General features: G+C 48.7%; 6 tRNA genes and 10 rRNA genes. All 16 read right to left on the reverse strand.

The annotated features are described in order from the left end of the window. Window positions 1-212: 212 nt before the first annotated feature. The 16 genes from OC457_RS13740 to OC457_RS13815 all read right to left on the reverse strand — a co-directional run bounded on the left by OC457_RS13740 (window position 213) and on the right by OC457_RS13815 (window position 18,833). Window positions 213-288 (reverse strand) — tRNA-Val (locus OC457_RS13740). 31 nt (window positions 289-319) lie between these two features. Further along, window positions 320-395, reverse strand: a tRNA-Lys gene (locus tag OC457_RS13745). A gap of 2 nt (window positions 396-397) precedes the next feature. Next, window positions 398-473, reverse strand: a tRNA-Glu gene (locus tag OC457_RS13750). A gap of 101 nt (window positions 474-574) precedes the next feature. Further along, window positions 575-2,119: ribosomal RNA gene (locus OC457_RS13755) — 16S ribosomal RNA — on the reverse strand. A gap of 420 nt (window positions 2,120-2,539) precedes the next feature. Further along, window positions 2,540-2,655 (reverse strand): 5S ribosomal RNA (gene rrf, locus OC457_RS13760). Between the two features lie 137 nt (window positions 2,656-2,792). After that, window positions 2,793-5,686, reverse strand: a 23S ribosomal RNA gene (locus tag OC457_RS13765). A gap of 332 nt (window positions 5,687-6,018) precedes the next feature. Then, a 16S ribosomal RNA gene (locus OC457_RS13770) occupies window positions 6,019-7,563 on the reverse strand. A 431-nt stretch (window positions 7,564-7,994) separates the two neighbouring features. Next, window positions 7,995-8,110 (reverse strand): 5S ribosomal RNA (rrf, locus tag OC457_RS13775). A 136-nt stretch (window positions 8,111-8,246) separates the two neighbouring features. Then, a 23S ribosomal RNA gene (locus OC457_RS13780) occupies window positions 8,247-11,140 on the reverse strand. Between the two features lie 330 nt (window positions 11,141-11,470). Beyond that, window positions 11,471-11,546 (reverse strand) — tRNA-Val (locus tag OC457_RS13785). 31 nt (window positions 11,547-11,577) lie between these two features. Next, a tRNA-Lys gene (locus OC457_RS13790) sits at window positions 11,578-11,653 on the reverse strand. 2 nt (window positions 11,654-11,655) lie between these two features. After that, window positions 11,656-11,731: transfer RNA gene (locus tag OC457_RS13795), tRNA-Glu, on the reverse strand. A 101-nt stretch (window positions 11,732-11,832) separates the two neighbouring features. Continuing rightward, window positions 11,833-13,377, reverse strand: a 16S ribosomal RNA gene (locus tag OC457_RS13800). 432 nt (window positions 13,378-13,809) lie between these two features. Continuing rightward, a 5S ribosomal RNA gene (gene rrf, locus OC457_RS13805) occupies window positions 13,810-13,925 on the reverse strand. Between the two features lie 137 nt (window positions 13,926-14,062). Then, window positions 14,063-16,956 (reverse strand): 23S ribosomal RNA (locus OC457_RS13810). A 332-nt stretch (window positions 16,957-17,288) separates the two neighbouring features. Then, window positions 17,289-18,833: ribosomal RNA gene (locus OC457_RS13815) — 16S ribosomal RNA — on the reverse strand. Together the 16S, 23S and 5S rRNA genes with 6 tRNA genes alongside form the textbook arrangement of a ribosomal RNA operon. Between the last annotated feature and the right edge of the window lie 414 nt (window positions 18,834-19,247).

Genomic DNA, 19,247 nt, shown 5'->3' on the forward strand with positions numbered 1-19,247 from the left:
GTTGTTTTGAGAACTCGTTTTTATTCGAAAATAAAAACATTTTTTAAAATTAATCTTTCGATTAAATTTACTAGTCAGCTTTCCAGATTGTTAAAGAGCATGCAATTATCTAACGATAACCACTTTCTAATGATTTTCAGTGACAACAATGCGGACTTAACAAAGGTATTCTTCATTAAATCTGCGATTCCGTGCAGAAAATTCTTAGAGAGTGGTGGGCGATACCGGGCTCGAACCAGTGACCCCCTCCTTGTAAGGGAGGTGCTCTCCCAACTGAGCTAATCGCCCACGATAGTTTTAATTCCTTCGTGAGAAAGAATGGTGGGTCGTGCAGGATTCGAACCTGCGACCAATTGATTAAAAGTCAACTGCTCTACCAACTGAGCTAACGACCCATTGGCGTCCCGTAGGGGAGTCGAACCCCTGTTACCGCCGTGAAAGGGCGGTGTCCTAGGCCTCTAGACGAACGGGACAATGTTCATAACGTAAGTTGTTGGGCAACTTACGTCGGCTCTTTTACATTTCGACCAAGCAATCTGTGTGGACACTGCATAAAACAGTATAAGTCTTTAGGTAAGGAGGTGATCCAGCCCCAGGTTCCCCTAGGGCTACCTTGTTACGACTTCACCCCAGTCATGAACCACACCGTGGTAAACGCCCTCCCGAAGGTTAAGCTATCTACTTCTGGTGCAGCCCACTCCCATGGTGTGACGGGCGGTGTGTACAAGGCCCGGGAACGTATTCACCGTGACATTCTGATTCACGATTACTAGCGATTCCGACTTCATGGAGTCGAGTTGCAGACTCCAATCCGGACTACGACGTACTTTGTGGGATTCGCTCACTATCGCTAGTTTGCAGCCCTCTGTATACGCCATTGTAGCACGTGTGTAGCCCTACTCGTAAGGGCCATGATGACTTGACGTCGTCCCCACCTTCCTCCGGTTTATCACCGGCAGTCTCCCTGGAGTTCCCACCATTACGTGCTGGCAAACAAGGATAAGGGTTGCGCTCGTTGCGGGACTTAACCCAACATTTCACAACACGAGCTGACGACAGCCATGCAGCACCTGTCTCAGAGTTCCCGAAGGCACTAAGCTATCTCTAGCGAATTCTCTGGATGTCAAGAGTAGGTAAGGTTCTTCGCGTTGCATCGAATTAAACCACATGCTCCACCGCTTGTGCGGGCCCCCGTCAATTCATTTGAGTTTTAATCTTGCGACCGTACTCCCCAGGCGGTCTACTTAACGCGTTAGCTCCGAAAGCCACGGCTCAAGGCCACAACCTTCAAGTAGACATCGTTTACGGCGTGGACTACCAGGGTATCTAATCCTGTTTGCTCCCCACGCTTTCGCATCTGAGCGTCAGTCTTTGTCCAGGGGGCCGCCTTCGCCACCGGTATTCCTTCAGATCTCTACGCATTTCACCGCTACACCTGAAATTCTACCCCCCTCTACAAGACTCTAGTCTGCCAGTTCAAAATGCTGTTCCGAGGTTGAGCCCCGGGCTTTCACATCTTGCTTAACAGACCGCCTGCATGCGCTTTACGCCCAGTAATTCCGATTAACGCTCGCACCCTCCGTATTACCGCGGCTGCTGGCACGGAGTTAGCCGGTGCTTCTTCTGTTGCTAACGTCAAACAGCTAAGCTATTAACTTAACTGCCTTCCTCACAACTGAAAGTACTTTACAACCCGAAGGCCTTCTTCATACACGCGGCATGGCTGCATCAGGGTTTCCCCCATTGTGCAATATTCCCCACTGCTGCCTCCCGTAGGAGTCTGGACCGTGTCTCAGTTCCAGTGTGGCTGATCATCCTCTCAGACCAGCTAGGGATCGTCGCCTTGGTGAGCCATTACCCCACCAACTAGCTAATCCCACCTGGGCTAATCCTGACGCGAGAGGCCCAAAGGTCCCCCTCTTTGCTCCGAAGAGATTATGCGGTATTAGCTATCGTTTCCAATAGTTATCCCCCACATCAGGGTATATTCCCAGGCATTACTCACCCGTCCGCCGCTCGTCAGCATTGATAGCAAGCTATCAATCTGTTACCGCTCGACTTGCATGTGTTAGGCCTGCCGCCAGCGTTCAATCTGAGCCATGATCAAACTCTTCAATTAAAGTTTTGTTGCCTCTTTCGAGACGGCTCAATGAATACTGACTTCAAAACTACTAATGTAATTTTAAAGCTATTACCATTCCAACAGAATGGTAATGAATTGACTGTGCCAAATAACCGAAGTTATTTGTATTGGTCACTCAGTTCATTGATAAATCTTTCGACTTAACTATTTAACGAGTGCCCACACAGATTGCATGGTCAAATTGTTAAAGAACGTTGACTTTCAATGCCTTAGCTCTTTACGCTTCAGCAAGTCAGGTGGCGTATAATACGCTTTTCTGATATTCAGTCAAGACAAAATTTTATTCTTTTTTATCAATTGATTAAAAAGTAAAAACTTTCTATTGACGTCGCTCACATTACAATCAGTGGAAGCGAAATAAAAGCCCGTTCATTGAACGGGCTCTCATAATTTGAAGCCTGGCGATGTCCTACTCTCACATGGGGAGACCCCACACTACCATCGGCGCTATTACGTTTCACTACTGAGTTCGGCATGGGATCAGGTGGGTCCATAACGCTATGGTCGCCAAGCAAATTCTGTTTTATTTATTGCCTTGTGGCAATAAATAGCAATCTGGGAAAATCTAACTAGTTGTTCTCAACACGCATTCAAGCGTTTGTAGAGTCCGTCTCTTCTCTTTTGAGAAGAAAAACCCCTTGGGTGTTGTATGGTTAAGCCTCACGGGCAATTAGTATCAGTTAGCTCAATGCCTCGCAGCACTTACACACCTGACCTATCAACGTTGTAGTCTTCAACAACCCTTTAGAGACCTTAAAGGTCTAGGGATGACTCATCTTGAGGCTCGCTTCCCGCTTAGATGCTTTCAGCGGTTATCGATTCCGAACTTAGCTACCGGGCAATGCATCTGGCGATACAACCCGAACACCAGCGGTTCGTCCACTCCGGTCCTCTCGTACTAGGAGCAGCCCCTCTCAATCATCCAACGCCCACGGCAGATAGGGACCGAACTGTCTCACGACGTTCTAAACCCAGCTCGCGTACCACTTTAAATGGCGAACAGCCATACCCTTGGGACCGACTTCAGCCCCAGGATGTGATGAGCCGACATCGAGGTGCCAAACACCGCCGTCGATATGAACTCTTGGGCGGTATCAGCCTGTTATCCCCGGAGTACCTTTTATCCGTTGAGCGATGGCCCTTCCATTCAGAACCACCGGATCACTATGACCTGCTTTCGCACCTGCTCGAATTGTCATTCTCGCAGTCAAGCGGGCTTATGCCATTGCACTAACCTCACGATGTCCGACCGTGATTAGCCCACCTTCGTGCTCCTCCGTTACTCTTTGGGAGGAGACCGCCCCAGTCAAACTACCCACCAGGCACTGTCCGTAACCCCGATAAGGGGTCGACGTTAGAACATCAAGCATACAAGGGTGGTATTTCAAGATTGACTCCACAACCACTGGCGCGGTTGCTTCAACGTCTCCCACCTATCCTACACATGTAGGGTCAATGTTCAGTGCCAAGCTATAGTAAAGGTTCACGGGGTCTTTCCGTCTAGCCGCGGGTACACAGCATCTTCACTGCGATTTCAATTTCACTGAGTCTCGGGTGGAGACAGCGTGGCCATCATTACGCCATTCGTGCAGGTCGGAACTTACCCGACAAGGAATTTCGCTACCTTAGGACCGTTATAGTTACGGCCGCCGTTTACCGGGGCTTCGATCAAGAGCTTCGACCGAAGTCTAACCCCATCAATTAACCTTCCGGCACCGGGCAGGCGTCACACCGTATACGTCATCTTTCGATTTTGCACAGTGCTGTGTTTTTAATAAACAGTTGCAGCCACCTGGTATCTGCGACTCCCGGCAGCTTAGAGAGCAAGTCTCATCACCGCTAGGAGCGTACCTTCTCCCGAAGTTACGGTACCATTTTGCCTAGTTCCTTCACCCGAGTTCTCTCAAGCGCCTTGGTATTCTCTACCTGATCACCTGTGTCGGTTTGGGGTACGATTTCTTATAATCTGAAGCTTAGAAGCTTTTCCCGGAAGCATGGCATCAATGACTTCACTACCGTAGTAGCTCGACATCGTATCTCAGCCTTAAGATGGTCCGGATTTGCCTAAACCATCAGCCTACATACTTGGACCTGGACAACCGTCGCCAGGCTCACCTAGCCTTCTCCGTCCCTCCATCGCAATTATAAGAAGTACGGGAATATTAACCCGTTTCCCATCGACTACGCCTTTCGGCCTCGCCTTAGGGGTCGACTTACCCTGCCCCGATTAACGTTGGACAGGAACCCTTGATCTTCCGGCGAGGGAGTTTTTCACTCCCTTTATCGTTACTCATGTCAGCATTCGCACTTCTGATACCTCCAGCACACTTTACAATGCACCTTCAACGGCTTACAGAACGCTCCCCTACCCAATGTGAACAAGTTCACATTGCCGCAGCTTCGGTGTATAGCTTAGCCCCGTTAAATCTTCCGCGCAGGCCGACTCGACCAGTGAGCTATTACGCTTTCTTTAAATGATGGCTGCTTCTAAGCCAACATCCTGGCTGTCTGAGCCTTCCCACATCGTTTCCCACTTAGCTATAACTTTGGGACCTTAGCTGGCGGTCTGGGTTGTTTCCCTCTTCACGACGGACGTTAGCACCCGCCGTGTGTCTCCCGGATATTACTTACTGGTATTCGGAGTTTGCAAAGGGTTGGTAAGTCGGGATGACCCCCTAGCCTTAACAGTGCTCTACCCCCAGTAGTATTCGTCCGAGGCGCTACCTAAATAGCTTTCGGGGAGAACCAGCTATCTCCGAGTTTGATTGGCCTTTCACCCCTAGCCACAAGTCATCCGCTAATTTTTCAACATTAGTCGGTTCGGTCCTCCAGTAAGTGTTACCTCACCTTCAACCTGCCCATGGCTAGATCACTCGGTTTCGGGTCTAATCCTAGCAACTAATTCGCCCAGTTAAGACTCGGTTTCCCTACGGCTCCCCTAAACGGTTAACCTTGCTACTAAAATTAAGTCGCTGACCCATTATACAAAAGGTACGCAGTCACCCAACAAGTGGGCTCCTACTGCTTGTACGTACACGGTTTCAGGTTCTATTTCACTCCCCTCACAGGGGTTCTTTTCGCCTTTCCCTCACGGTACTGGTTCACTATCGGTCAGTCAGGAGTATTTAGCCTTGGAGGATGGTCCCCCCATGTTCAAACAGGATATCACGTGTCCCGTCCTACTCGATTTCACTAATAAAGCGTTGTTGGTTACGGGGCTATCACCCTGTATCGCGGTACTTTCCAGAACCTTCACCTAACGCTGAACTAACTTAAGGGCTAATCCGGTTTCGCTCGCCGCTACTACCGGAATCTCGGTTGATTTCTCTTCCTCGGGGTACTTAGATGTTTCAGTTCCCCCGGTTCGCTTCATTAACCTATGTATTCAGTTAATGATACTAGCTTATGCTAGTGGGTTTCCCCATTCGGAAATCCCAGACTCAAGTGGCTTTTACTGCCTAATCTGGGCTTATCGCAAGTTAATACGTCCTTCATCGCCTCTGACTGCCAAGGCATCCACCGTGTACGCTTAGTCACTTAACCATACAACCCCAAGAGGTCTTGCATGTTCAAACAACCAAGGTTTGTGTTTAATAATCCGATCAAGAAAATATTAAACATTGGTTTTTCGCCGGACTCGATACAAGACACTTGAATGTGTGTTGTTTTGAGAACTCGTTTTTATTCGAAAATAAAAACATTTTTTAAAATTAATCTTTCGATTAAATTTACTAGTCAGCTTTCCAGATTGTTAAAGAGCATAACGCAAAAAAGCGTTAATCAATGCGATAGCATTCATTAGCACTTTCGTACTGTTCTTTTAGTTCGACCAAGCAATTTGTGTGGACACTGCATAAAACAGATAAGTCTTTAGGTAAGGAGGTGATCCAGCCCCAGGTTCCCCTAGGGCTACCTTGTTACGACTTCACCCCAGTCATGAACCACACCGTGGTAAACGCCCTCCCGAAGGTTAAGCTATCTACTTCTGGTGCAGCCCACTCCCATGGTGTGACGGGCGGTGTGTACAAGGCCCGGGAACGTATTCACCGTGACATTCTGATTCACGATTACTAGCGATTCCGACTTCATGGAGTCGAGTTGCAGACTCCAATCCGGACTACGACGTACTTTGTGGGATTCGCTCACTATCGCTAGTTTGCAGCCCTCTGTATACGCCATTGTAGCACGTGTGTAGCCCTACTCGTAAGGGCCATGATGACTTGACGTCGTCCCCACCTTCCTCCGGTTTATCACCGGCAGTCTCCCTGGAGTTCCCACCATTACGTGCTGGCAAACAAGGATAAGGGTTGCGCTCGTTGCGGGACTTAACCCAACATTTCACAACACGAGCTGACGACAGCCATGCAGCACCTGTCTCAGAGTTCCCGAAGGCACTAAGCTATCTCTAGCGAATTCTCTGGATGTCAAGAGTAGGTAAGGTTCTTCGCGTTGCATCGAATTAAACCACATGCTCCACCGCTTGTGCGGGCCCCCGTCAATTCATTTGAGTTTTAATCTTGCGACCGTACTCCCCAGGCGGTCTACTTAACGCGTTAGCTCCGAAAGCCACGGCTCAAGGCCACAACCTTCAAGTAGACATCGTTTACGGCGTGGACTACCAGGGTATCTAATCCTGTTTGCTCCCCACGCTTTCGCATCTGAGCGTCAGTCTTTGTCCAGGGGGCCGCCTTCGCCACCGGTATTCCTTCAGATCTCTACGCATTTCACCGCTACACCTGAAATTCTACCCCCCTCTACAAGACTCTAGTCTGCCAGTTCAAAATGCTGTTCCGAGGTTGAGCCCCGGGCTTTCACATCTTGCTTAACAGACCGCCTGCATGCGCTTTACGCCCAGTAATTCCGATTAACGCTCGCACCCTCCGTATTACCGCGGCTGCTGGCACGGAGTTAGCCGGTGCTTCTTCTGTTGCTAACGTCAAACAGCTAAGCTATTAACTTAACTGCCTTCCTCACAACTGAAAGTACTTTACAACCCGAAGGCCTTCTTCATACACGCGGCATGGCTGCATCAGGGTTTCCCCCATTGTGCAATATTCCCCACTGCTGCCTCCCGTAGGAGTCTGGACCGTGTCTCAGTTCCAGTGTGGCTGATCATCCTCTCAGACCAGCTAGGGATCGTCGCCTTGGTGAGCCATTACCCCACCAACTAGCTAATCCCACCTGGGCTAATCCTGACGCGAGAGGCCCGAAGGTCCCCCTCTTTGCTCCGAAGAGATTATGCGGTATTAGCTATCGTTTCCAATAGTTATCCCCCACATCAGGGTATATTCCCAGGCATTACTCACCCGTCCGCCGCTCGTCAGCATTGATAGCAAGCTACCAATCTGTTACCGCTCGACTTGCATGTGTTAGGCCTGCCGCCAGCGTTCAATCTGAGCCATGATCAAACTCTTCAATTAAAGTTTTGTTGGTCTTTCGACCGGCTCAATAAATACTGACTTTAAATACCGTAGTAAATTAAAGCTTTTATCATTCAAAGAATGATAATTAAATAACTGTGCCAAAATAATCTTTTCTATAAATAGATTAGGCTATTTTGTATTGGTCACTCAGCTTATTGATAAATCTTTCGACTTAACTCTTCAGTGAGTGCCCACACAGATTGCATGGTCAAATTGTTAAAGAACGTTGACTATCAATGCCTTAGCGCGTTACGCTTCAGCAAGTCAGGTGGCGTATAATACGCTTTTCTGATATTCAGTCAAGACAAAATTTTATTCTTTTTTATCAGTTGATTAAAAAGTAAAAACTTTCTATTGACGTCGCTCACATTACAATCAGTGGAAGCGAAATAAAAGCCCGTTCATTGAACGGGCTCTCATATTTTGAAGCCTGGCGATGTCCTACTCTCACATGGGGAGACCCCACACTACCATCGGCGCTATTACGTTTCACTACTGAGTTCGGCATGGGATCAGGTGGGTCCATAACGCTATGGTCGCCAAGCAAATTCTGGTTTATTTATTGCCTTGTGGCAATAAATAGCAATCTGGGAAAATCTAACTAGTTGTTCTCAACACGCATTCAAGCGTTGTAGAGTCCGTCTCTTCTCTTTTGAGAAGAAAAACCCCTTGGGTGTTGTATGGTTAAGCCTCACGGGCAATTAGTATCAGTTAGCTCAATGCCTCGCAGCACTTACACACCTGACCTATCAACGTTGTAGTCTTCAACAACCCTTTAGAGACCTTAAAGGTCTAGGGATGACTCATCTTGAGGCTCGCTTCCCGCTTAGATGCTTTCAGCGGTTATCGATTCCGAACTTAGCTACCGGGCAATGCATCTGGCGATACAACCCGAACACCAGCGGTTCGTCCACTCCGGTCCTCTCGTACTAGGAGCAGCCCCTCTCAATCATCCAACGCCCACGGCAGATAGGGACCGAACTGTCTCACGACGTTCTAAACCCAGCTCGCGTACCACTTTAAATGGCGAACAGCCATACCCTTGGGACCGACTTCAGCCCCAGGATGTGATGAGCCGACATCGAGGTGCCAAACACCGCCGTCGATATGAACTCTTGGGCGGTATCAGCCTGTTATCCCCGGAGTACCTTTTATCCGTTGAGCGATGGCCCTTCCATTCAGAACCACCGGATCACTATGACCTGCTTTCGCACCTGCTCGAATTGTCATTCTCGCAGTCAAGCGGGCTTATGCCATTGCACTAACCTCACGATGTCCGACCGTGATTAGCCCACCTTCGTGCTCCTCCGTTACTCTTTGGGAGGAGACCGCCCCAGTCAAACTACCCACCAGGCACTGTCCGTAACCCCGATAAGGGGTCGACGTTAGAACATCAAGCATACAAGGGTGGTATTTCAAGATTGACTCCACAACCACTGGCGCGGTTGCTTCAACGTCTCCCACCTATCCTACACATGTAGGGTCAATGTTCAGTGCCAAGCTATAGTAAAGGTTCACGGGGTCTTTCCGTCTAGCCGCGGGTACACAGCATCTTCACTGCGATTTCAATTTCACTGAGTCTCGGGTGGAGACAGCGTGGCCATCATTACGCCATTCGTGCAGGTCGGAACTTACCCGACAAGGAATTTCGCTACCTTAGGACCGTTATAGTTACGGCCGCCGTTTACCGGGGCTTCGATCAAGAGCTTCGACCGAAGTCTAACCCCATCAATTAACCTTCCGGCACCGGGCAGGCGTCACACCGTATACGTCATCTTTCGATTTTGCACAGTGCTGTGTTTTTAATAAACAGTTGCAGCCACCTGGTATCTGCGACTCCCGGCAGCTTAGAGAGCAAGTCTCATCACCGCTAGGAGCGTACCTTCTCCCGAAGTTACGGTACCATTTTGCCTAGTTCCTTCACCCGAGTTCTCTCAAGCGCCTTGGTATTCTCTACCTGATCACCTGTGTCGGTTTGGGGTACGATTTCTTATAATCTGAAGCTTAGAAGCTTTTCCCGGAAGCATGGCATCAATGACTTCACTACCGTAGTAGCTCGACATCGTATCTCAGCCTTAAGATGGTCCGGATTTGCCTAAACCATCAGCCTACATACTTGGACCTGGACAACCGTCGCCAGGCTCACCTAGCCTTCTCCGTCCCTCCATCGCAATTATAAGAAGTACGGGAATATTAACCCGTTTCCCATCGACTACGCCTTTCGGCCTCGCCTTAGGGGTCGACTTACCCTGCCCCGATTAACGTTGGACAGGAACCCTTGATCTTCCGGCGAGGGAGTTTTTCACTCCCTTTATCGTTACTCATGTCAGCATTCGCACTTCTGATACCTCCAGCACACTTTACAATGCACCTTCAACGGCTTACAGAACGCTCCCCTACCCAATATGAACGAGTTCACATTGCCGCAGCTTCGGTGTATAGCTTAGCCCCGTTAAATCTTCCGCGCAGGCCGACTCGACCAGTGAGCTATTACGCTTTCTTTAAATGATGGCTGCTTCTAAGCCAACATCCTGGCTGTCTGAGCCTTCCCACATCGTTTCCCACTTAGCTATAACTTTGGGACCTTAGCTGGCGGTCTGGGTTGTTTCCCTCTTCACGACGGACGTTAGCACCCGCCGTGTGTCTCCCGGATATTACTTACTGGTATTCGGAGTTTGCAAAGGGTTGGTAAGTCGGGATGACCCCCTAGCCTTAACAGTGCTCTACCCCCAGTAGTATTCGTCCGAGGCGCTACCTAAATAGCTTTCGGGGAGAACCAGCTATCTCCGAGTTTGATTGGCCTTTCACCCCTAGCCACAAGTCATCCGCTAATTTTTCAACATTAGTCGGTTCGGTCCTCCAGTAAGTGTTACCTCACCTTCAACCTGCCCATGGCTAGATCACTCGGTTTCGGGTCTAATCCTAGCAACTAATTCGCCCAGTTAAGACTCGGTTTCCCTACGGCTCCCCTAAACGGTTAACCTTGCTACTAAAATTAAGTCGCTGACCCATTATACAAAAGGTACGCAGTCACCCAACAAGTGGGCTCCTACTGCTTGTACGTACACGGTTTCAGGTTCTATTTCACTCCCCTCACAGGGGTTCTTTTCGCCTTTCCCTCACGGTACTGGTTCACTATCGGTCAGTCAGGAGTATTTAGCCTTGGAGGATGGTCCCCCCATGTTCAAACAGGATATCACGTGTCCCGTCCTACTCGATTTCACTAATAAAGCGTTGTTGGTTACGGGGCTATCACCCTGTATCGCGGTACTTTCCAGAACCTTCACCTAACGCTGAACTAACTTAAGGGCTAATCCGGTTTCGCTCGCCGCTACTACCGGAATCTCGGTTGATTTCTCTTCCTCGGGGTACTTAGATGTTTCAGTTCCCCCGGTTCGCTTCATTAACCTATGTATTCAGTTAATGATACTAGCTTATGCTAGTGGGTTTCCCCATTCGGAAATCCCAGACTCAAGTGGCTTTTACTGCCTAATCTGGGCTTATCGCAAGTTAATACGTCCTTCATCGCCTCTGACTGCCAAGGCATCCACCGTGTACGCTTAGTCACTTAACCATACAACCCCAAGAGGTCTTGTATGTTCAAACAACCAAGGTTTGTGTTTAATAATCCGATCAAGAAAATATTAAACATTGGTTTTTCGCCGGACTCGATACAAGACACTTGAATGTGTGTTGTTTTGAGAACTCGTTTTTATTCGAAAATAAAAACATTTTTTAAAATTAATCTTTCGATTAAATTTACTAGTCAGCTTTCCAGATTGTTAAAGAGCATGCAATTATCTAACGATAACCACTTTCTAATGATTTTCAGTGACAACAATGCGGACTTAACAAAGGTATTCTTCATTAAATCTGCGATTCCGTGCAGAAAATTCTTAGAGAGTGGTGGGCGATACCGGGCTCGAACCAGTGACCCCCTCCTTGTAAGGGAGGTGCTCTCCCAACTGAGCTAATCGCCCACGATAGTTTTAATTCCTTCGTGAGAAAGAATGGTGGGTCGTGCAGGATTCGAACCTGCGACCAATTGATTAAAAGTCAACTGCTCTACCAACTGAGCTAACGACCCATTGGCGTCCCGTAGGGGAGTCGAACCCCTGTTACCGCCGTGAAAGGGCGGTGTCCTAGGCCTCTAGACGAACGGGACAATGTTCATAACGTAAGTTGTTGGGCAACTTACGTCGGCTCTTTTACATTTCGACCAAGCAATCTGTGTGGACACTGCATAAAACAGTATAAGTCTTTAGGTAAGGAGGTGATCCAGCCCCAGGTTCCCCTAGGGCTACCTTGTTACGACTTCACCCCAGTCATGAACCACACCGTGGTAAACGCCCTCCCGAAGGTTAAGCTATCTACTTCTGGTGCAGCCCACTCCCATGGTGTGACGGGCGGTGTGTACAAGGCCCGGGAACGTATTCACCGTGACATTCTGATTCACGATTACTAGCGATTCCGACTTCATGGAGTCGAGTTGCAGACTCCAATCCGGACTACGACGTACTTTGTGGGATTCGCTCACTATCGCTAGTTTGCAGCCCTCTGTATACGCCATTGTAGCACGTGTGTAGCCCTACTCGTAAGGGCCATGATGACTTGACGTCGTCCCCACCTTCCTCCGGTTTATCACCGGCAGTCTCCCTGGAGTTCCCACCATTACGTGCTGGCAAACAAGGATAAGGGTTGCGCTCGTTGCGGGACTTAACCCAACATTTCACAACACGAGCTGACGACAGCCATGCAGCACCTGTCTCAGAGTTCCCGAAGGCACTAAGCTATCTCTAGCGAATTCTCTGGATGTCAAGAGTAGGTAAGGTTCTTCGCGTTGCATCGAATTAAACCACATGCTCCACCGCTTGTGCGGGCCCCCGTCAATTCATTTGAGTTTTAATCTTGCGACCGTACTCCCCAGGCGGTCTACTTAACGCGTTAGCTCCGAAAGCCACGGCTCAAGGCCACAACCTTCAAGTAGACATCGTTTACGGCGTGGACTACCAGGGTATCTAATCCTGTTTGCTCCCCACGCTTTCGCATCTGAGCGTCAGTCTTTGTCCAGGGGGCCGCCTTCGCCACCGGTATTCCTTCAGATCTCTACGCATTTCACCGCTACACCTGAAATTCTACCCCCCTCTACAAGACTCTAGTCTGCCAGTTCAAAATGCTGTTCCGAGGTTGAGCCCCGGGCTTTCACATCTTGCTTAACAGACCGCCTGCATGCGCTTTACGCCCAGTAATTCCGATTAACGCTCGCACCCTCCGTATTACCGCGGCTGCTGGCACGGAGTTAGCCGGTGCTTCTTCTGTTGCTAACGTCAAACAGCTAAGCTATTAACTTAACTGCCTTCCTCACAACTGAAAGTACTTTACAACCCGAAGGCCTTCTTCATACACGCGGCATGGCTGCATCAGGGTTTCCCCCATTGTGCAATATTCCCCACTGCTGCCTCCCGTAGGAGTCTGGACCGTGTCTCAGTTCCAGTGTGGCTGATCATCCTCTCAGACCAGCTAGGGATCGTCGCCTTGGTGAGCCATTACCCCACCAACTAGCTAATCCCACCTGGGCTAATCCTGACGCGAGAGGCCCGAAGGTCCCCCTCTTTGCTCCGAAGAGATTATGCGGTATTAGCTATCGTTTCCAATAGTTATCCCCCACATCAGGGTATATTCCCAGGCATTACTCACCCGTCCGCCGCTCGTCAGCATTGATAGCAAGCTATCAATCTGTTACCGCTCGACTTGCATGTGTTAGGCCTGCCGCCAGCGTTCAATCTGAGCCATGATCAAACTCTTCAATTAAAGTTTTGTTGGTCTTTCGACCGGCTCAATAAATACTGACTTTAAATACCGTAGTAAATTAAAGCTTTTTATCATTCAAAGAATGATAATTAAATAACTGTGCCAAAATAATCTTCTCTATAAATAGATTAGGCTATTTTGTATTGGTCACTCAGTTTATTGATAAATCTTTCGACTTAACTCTTCAGTGAGTGCCCACACAGATTGCATGGTCAAATTGTTAAAGAACGTTGACTATCAATGCCTTAGCGCGTTACGCTTCAGCAAGTCAGGTGGCGTATAATACGCTTTTCTGATATTCAGTCAAGACAAAATTTTATTCTTTTTTATCAGTTGATTAAAAAGTAAAAACTTTCTATTGACGTCGCTCACCTTTCAATCAGTGGAAGCGAAATAAAAGCCCGTTCATTGAACGGGCTCTCATAATTTGAAGCCTGGCGATGTCCTACTCTCACATGGGGAGACCCCACACTACCATCGGCGCTATTACGTTTCACTACTGAGTTCGGCATGGGATCAGGTGGGTCCATAACGCTATGGTCGCCAAGCAAATTCTGTTTTATTTATTGCCTTATGGCAATAAATAGCAATCTGGGAAAATCTAACTAGTTGTTCTCAACACGCATTCAAGCGTTTGTAGAGTCCGTCTCTTCTCTTTTGAGAAGAAAAACCCCTTGGGTGTTGTATGGTTAAGCCTCACGGGCAATTAGTATCAGTTAGCTCAATGCCTCGCAGCACTTACACACCTGACCTATCAACGTTGTAGTCTTCAACAACCCTTTAGAGACCTTAAAGGTCTAGGGATGACTCATCTTGAGGCTCGCTTCCCGCTTAGATGCTTTCAGCGGTTATCGATTCCGAACTTAGCTACCGGGCAATGCATCTGGCGATACAACCCGAACACCAGCGGTTCGTCCACTCCGGTCCTCTCGTACTAGGAGCAGCCCCTCTCAATCATCCAACGCCCACGGCAGATAGGGACCGAACTGTCTCACGACGTTCTAAACCCAGCTCGCGTACCACTTTAAATGGCGAACAGCCATACCCTTGGGACCGACTTCAGCCCCAGGATGTGATGAGCCGACATCGAGGTGCCAAACACCGCCGTCGATATGAACTCTTGGGCGGTATCAGCCTGTTATCCCCGGAGTACCTTTTATCCGTTGAGCGATGGCCCTTCCATTCAGAACCACCGGATCACTATGACCTGCTTTCGCACCTGCTCGAATTGTCATTCTCGCAGTCAAGCGGGCTTATGCCATTGCACTAACCTCACGATGTCCGACCGTGATTAGCCCACCTTCGTGCTCCTCCGTTACTCTTTGGGAGGAGACCGCCCCAGTCAAACTACCCACCAGGCACTGTCCGTAACCCCGATAAGGGGTCGACGTTAGAACATCAAGCATACAAGGGTGGTATTTCAAGATTGACTCCACAACCACTGGCGCGGTTGCTTCAACGTCTCCCACCTATCCTACACATGTAGGGTCAATGTTCAGTGCCAAGCTATAGTAAAGGTTCACGGGGTCTTTCCGTCTAGCCGCGGGTACACAGCATCTTCACTGCGATTTCAATTTCACTGAGTCTCGGGTGGAGACAGCGTGGCCATCATTACGCCATTCGTGCAGGTCGGAACTTACCCGACAAGGAATTTCGCTACCTTAGGACCGTTATAGTTACGGCCGCCGTTTACCGGGGCTTCGATCAAGAGCTTCGACCGAAGTCTAACCCCATCAATTAACCTTCCGGCACCGGGCAGGCGTCACACCGTATACGTCATCTTTCGATTTTGCACAGTGCTGTGTTTTTAATAAACAGTTGCAGCCACCTGGTATCTGCGACTCCCGGCAGCTTAGAGAGCAAGTCTCATCACCGCTAGGAGCGTACCTTCTCCCGAAGTTACGGTACCATTTTGCCTAGTTCCTTCACCCGAGTTCTCTCAAGCGCCTTGGTATTCTCTACCTGATCACCTGTGTCGGTTTGGGGTACGATTTCTTATAATCTGAAGCTTAGAAGCTTTTCCCGGAAGCATGGCATCAATGACTTCACTACCGTAGTAGCTCGACATCGTATCTCAGCCTTAAGATGGTCCGGATTTGCCTAAACCATCAGCCTACATACTTGGACCTGGACAACCGTCGCCAGGCTCACCTAGCCTTCTCCGTCCCTCCATCGCAATTATAAGAAGTACGGGAATATTAACCCGTTTCCCATCGACTACGCCTTTCGGCCTCGCCTTAGGGGTCGACTTACCCTGCCCCGATTAACGTTGGACAGGAACCCTTGATCTTCCGGCGAGGGAGTTTTTCACTCCCTTTATCGTTACTCATGTCAGCATTCGCACTTCTGATACCTCCAGCACACTTTACAATGCACCTTCAACGGCTTACAGAACGCTCCCCTACCCAATGTGAACAAGTTCACATTGCCGCAGCTTCGGTGTATAGCTTAGCCCCGTTAAATCTTCCGCGCAGGCCGACTCGACCAGTGAGCTATTACGCTTTCTTTAAATGATGGCTGCTTCTAAGCCAACATCCTGGCTGTCTGAGCCTTCCCACATCGTTTCCCACTTAGCTATAACTTTGGGACCTTAGCTGGCGGTCTGGGTTGTTTCCCTCTTCACGACGGACGTTAGCACCCGCCGTGTGTCTCCCGGATATTACTTACTGGTATTCGGAGTTTGCAAAGGGTTGGTAAGTCGGGATGACCCCCTAGCCTTAACAGTGCTCTACCCCCAGTAGTATTCGTCCGAGGCGCTACCTAAATAGCTTTCGGGGAGAACCAGCTATCTCCGAGTTTGATTGGCCTTTCACCCCTAGCCACAAGTCATCCGCTAATTTTTCAACATTAGTCGGTTCGGTCCTCCAGTAAGTGTTACCTCACCTTCAACCTGCCCATGGCTAGATCACTCGGTTTCGGGTCTAATCCTAGCAACTAATTCGCCCAGTTAAGACTCGGTTTCCCTACGGCTCCCCTAAACGGTTAACCTTGCTACTAAAATTAAGTCGCTGACCCATTATACAAAAGGTACGCAGTCACCCAACAAGTGGGCTCCTACTGCTTGTACGTACACGGTTTCAGGTTCTATTTCACTCCCCTCACAGGGGTTCTTTTCGCCTTTCCCTCACGGTACTGGTTCACTATCGGTCAGTCAGGAGTATTTAGCCTTGGAGGATGGTCCCCCCATGTTCAAACAGGATATCACGTGTCCCGTCCTACTCGATTTCACTAATAAAGCGTTGTTGGTTACGGGGCTATCACCCTGTATCGCGGTACTTTCCAGAACCTTCACCTAACGCTGAACTAACTTAAGGGCTAATCCGGTTTCGCTCGCCGCTACTACCGGAATCTCGGTTGATTTCTCTTCCTCGGGGTACTTAGATGTTTCAGTTCCCCCGGTTCGCTTCATTAACCTATGTATTCAGTTAATGATACTAGCTTATGCTAGTGGGTTTCCCCATTCGGAAATCCCAGACTCAAGTGGCTTTTACTGCCTAATCTGGGCTTATCGCAAGTTAATACGTCCTTCATCGCCTCTGACTGCCAAGGCATCCACCGTGTACGCTTAGTCACTTAACCATACAACCCCAAGAGGTCTTGTATGTTCAAACAACCAAGGTTTGTGTTTAATAATCCGATCAAGAAAATATTAAACATTGGTTTTTCGCCGGACTCGATACAAGACACTTGAATGTGTGTTGTTTTGAGAACTCGTTTTTATTCGAAAATAAAAACATTTTTTAAAATTAATCTTTCGATTAAATTTACTAGTCAGCTTTCCAGATTGTTAAAGAGCATAACGCAAAAAAGCGTTAATCAATGCGATAGCATTCATTAGCACTTTCGTACTGTTCTTTTAGTTCGACCAAGCAATTTGTGTGGACACTGCATAAAACAGATAAGTCTTTAGGTAAGGAGGTGATCCAGCCCCAGGTTCCCCTAGGGCTACCTTGTTACGACTTCACCCCAGTCATGAACCACACCGTGGTAAACGCCCTCCCGAAGGTTAAGCTATCTACTTCTGGTGCAGCCCACTCCCATGGTGTGACGGGCGGTGTGTACAAGGCCCGGGAACGTATTCACCGTGACATTCTGATTCACGATTACTAGCGATTCCGACTTCATGGAGTCGAGTTGCAGACTCCAATCCGGACTACGACGTACTTTGTGGGATTCGCTCACTATCGCTAGTTTGCAGCCCTCTGTATACGCCATTGTAGCACGTGTGTAGCCCTACTCGTAAGGGCCATGATGACTTGACGTCGTCCCCACCTTCCTCCGGTTTATCACCGGCAGTCTCCCTGGAGTTCCCACCATTACGTGCTGGCAAACAAGGATAAGGGTTGCGCTCGTTGCGGGACTTAACCCAACATTTCACAACACGAGCTGACGACAGCCATGCAGCACCTGTCTCAGAGTTCCCGAAGGCACTAAGCTATCTCTAGCGAATTCTCTGGATGTCAAGAGTAGGTAAGGTTCTTCGCGTTGCATCGAATTAAACCACATGCTCCACCGCTTGTGCGGGCCCCCGTCAATTCATTTGAGTTTTAATCTTGCGACCGTACTCCCCAGGCGGTCTACTTAACGCGTTAGCTCCGAAAGCCACGGCTCAAGGCCACAACCTTCAAGTAGACATCGTTTACGGCGTGGACTACCAGGGTATCTAATCCTGTTTGCTCCCCACGCTTTCGCATCTGAGCGTCAGTCTTTGTCCAGGGGGCCGCCTTCGCCACCGGTATTCCTTCAGATCTCTACGCATTTCACCGCTACACCTGAAATTCTACCCCCCTCTACAAGACTCTAGTCTGCCAGTTCAAAATGCTGTTCCGAGGTTGAGCCCCGGGCTTTCACATCTTGCTTAACAGACCGCCTGCATGCGCTTTACGCCCAGTAATTCCGATTAACGCTCGCACCCTCCGTATTACCGCGGCTGCTGGCACGGAGTTAGCCGGTGCTTCTTCTGTTGCTAACGTCAAACAGCTAAGCTATTAACTTAACTGCCTTCCTCACAACTGAAAGTACTTTACAACCCGAAGGCCTTCTTCATACACGCGGCATGGCTGCATCAGGGTTTCCCCCATTGTGCAATATTCCCCACTGCTGCCTCCCGTAGGAGTCTGGACCGTGTCTCAGTTCCAGTGTGGCTGATCATCCTCTCAGACCAGCTAGGGATCGTCGCCTTGGTGAGCCATTACCCCACCAACTAGCTAATCCCACCTGGGCTAATCCTGACGCGAGAGGCCCGAAGGTCCCCCTCTTTGCTCCGAAGAGATTATGCGGTATTAGCTATCGTTTCCAATAGTTATCCCCCACATCAGGGTATATTCCCAGGCATTACTCACCCGTCCGCCGCTCGTCAGCATTGATAGCAAGCTATCAATCTGTTACCGCTCGACTTGCATGTGTTAGGCCTGCCGCCAGCGTTCAATCTGAGCCATGATCAAACTCTTCAATTAAAGTTTTGTTGTCTCTTTCGAGACGGCTCAATAAATACTGACTTTAAATACCGTAGTAAATTAAAGCTTTTTATCATTCAAAGAATGATAATTAAATAACTGTGCCAAAATAATCTTCTCTATAAATAGATTGGGCTATTTTGTATTGGTCACTCAGTTTATTGATAAATCTTTCGACTTAACTCTTCAGTGAGTGCCCACACAGATTGCATGGTCAAATTGTTAAAGAACGTTGACTATCAATGCCTTAGCGCGTTACGCTTCAGCAAGTCAGGTGGCGTATAATACGCTTTTCTGATATTCAGTCAAGACAAAATTTTATTCTTTTTTATCAGTTGATTAAAAAGTAAAAACTTTCTATTGACGTCGCTCACCTTTCAATCAGTGGAAGCGAAATAAAAGCCCGTTCATTGA

This window comes from Photobacterium toruni (genome assembly GCF_024529955.1).
Taxonomy (GTDB): Bacteria; Pseudomonadota; Gammaproteobacteria; order Enterobacterales; family Vibrionaceae; genus Photobacterium; species Photobacterium toruni.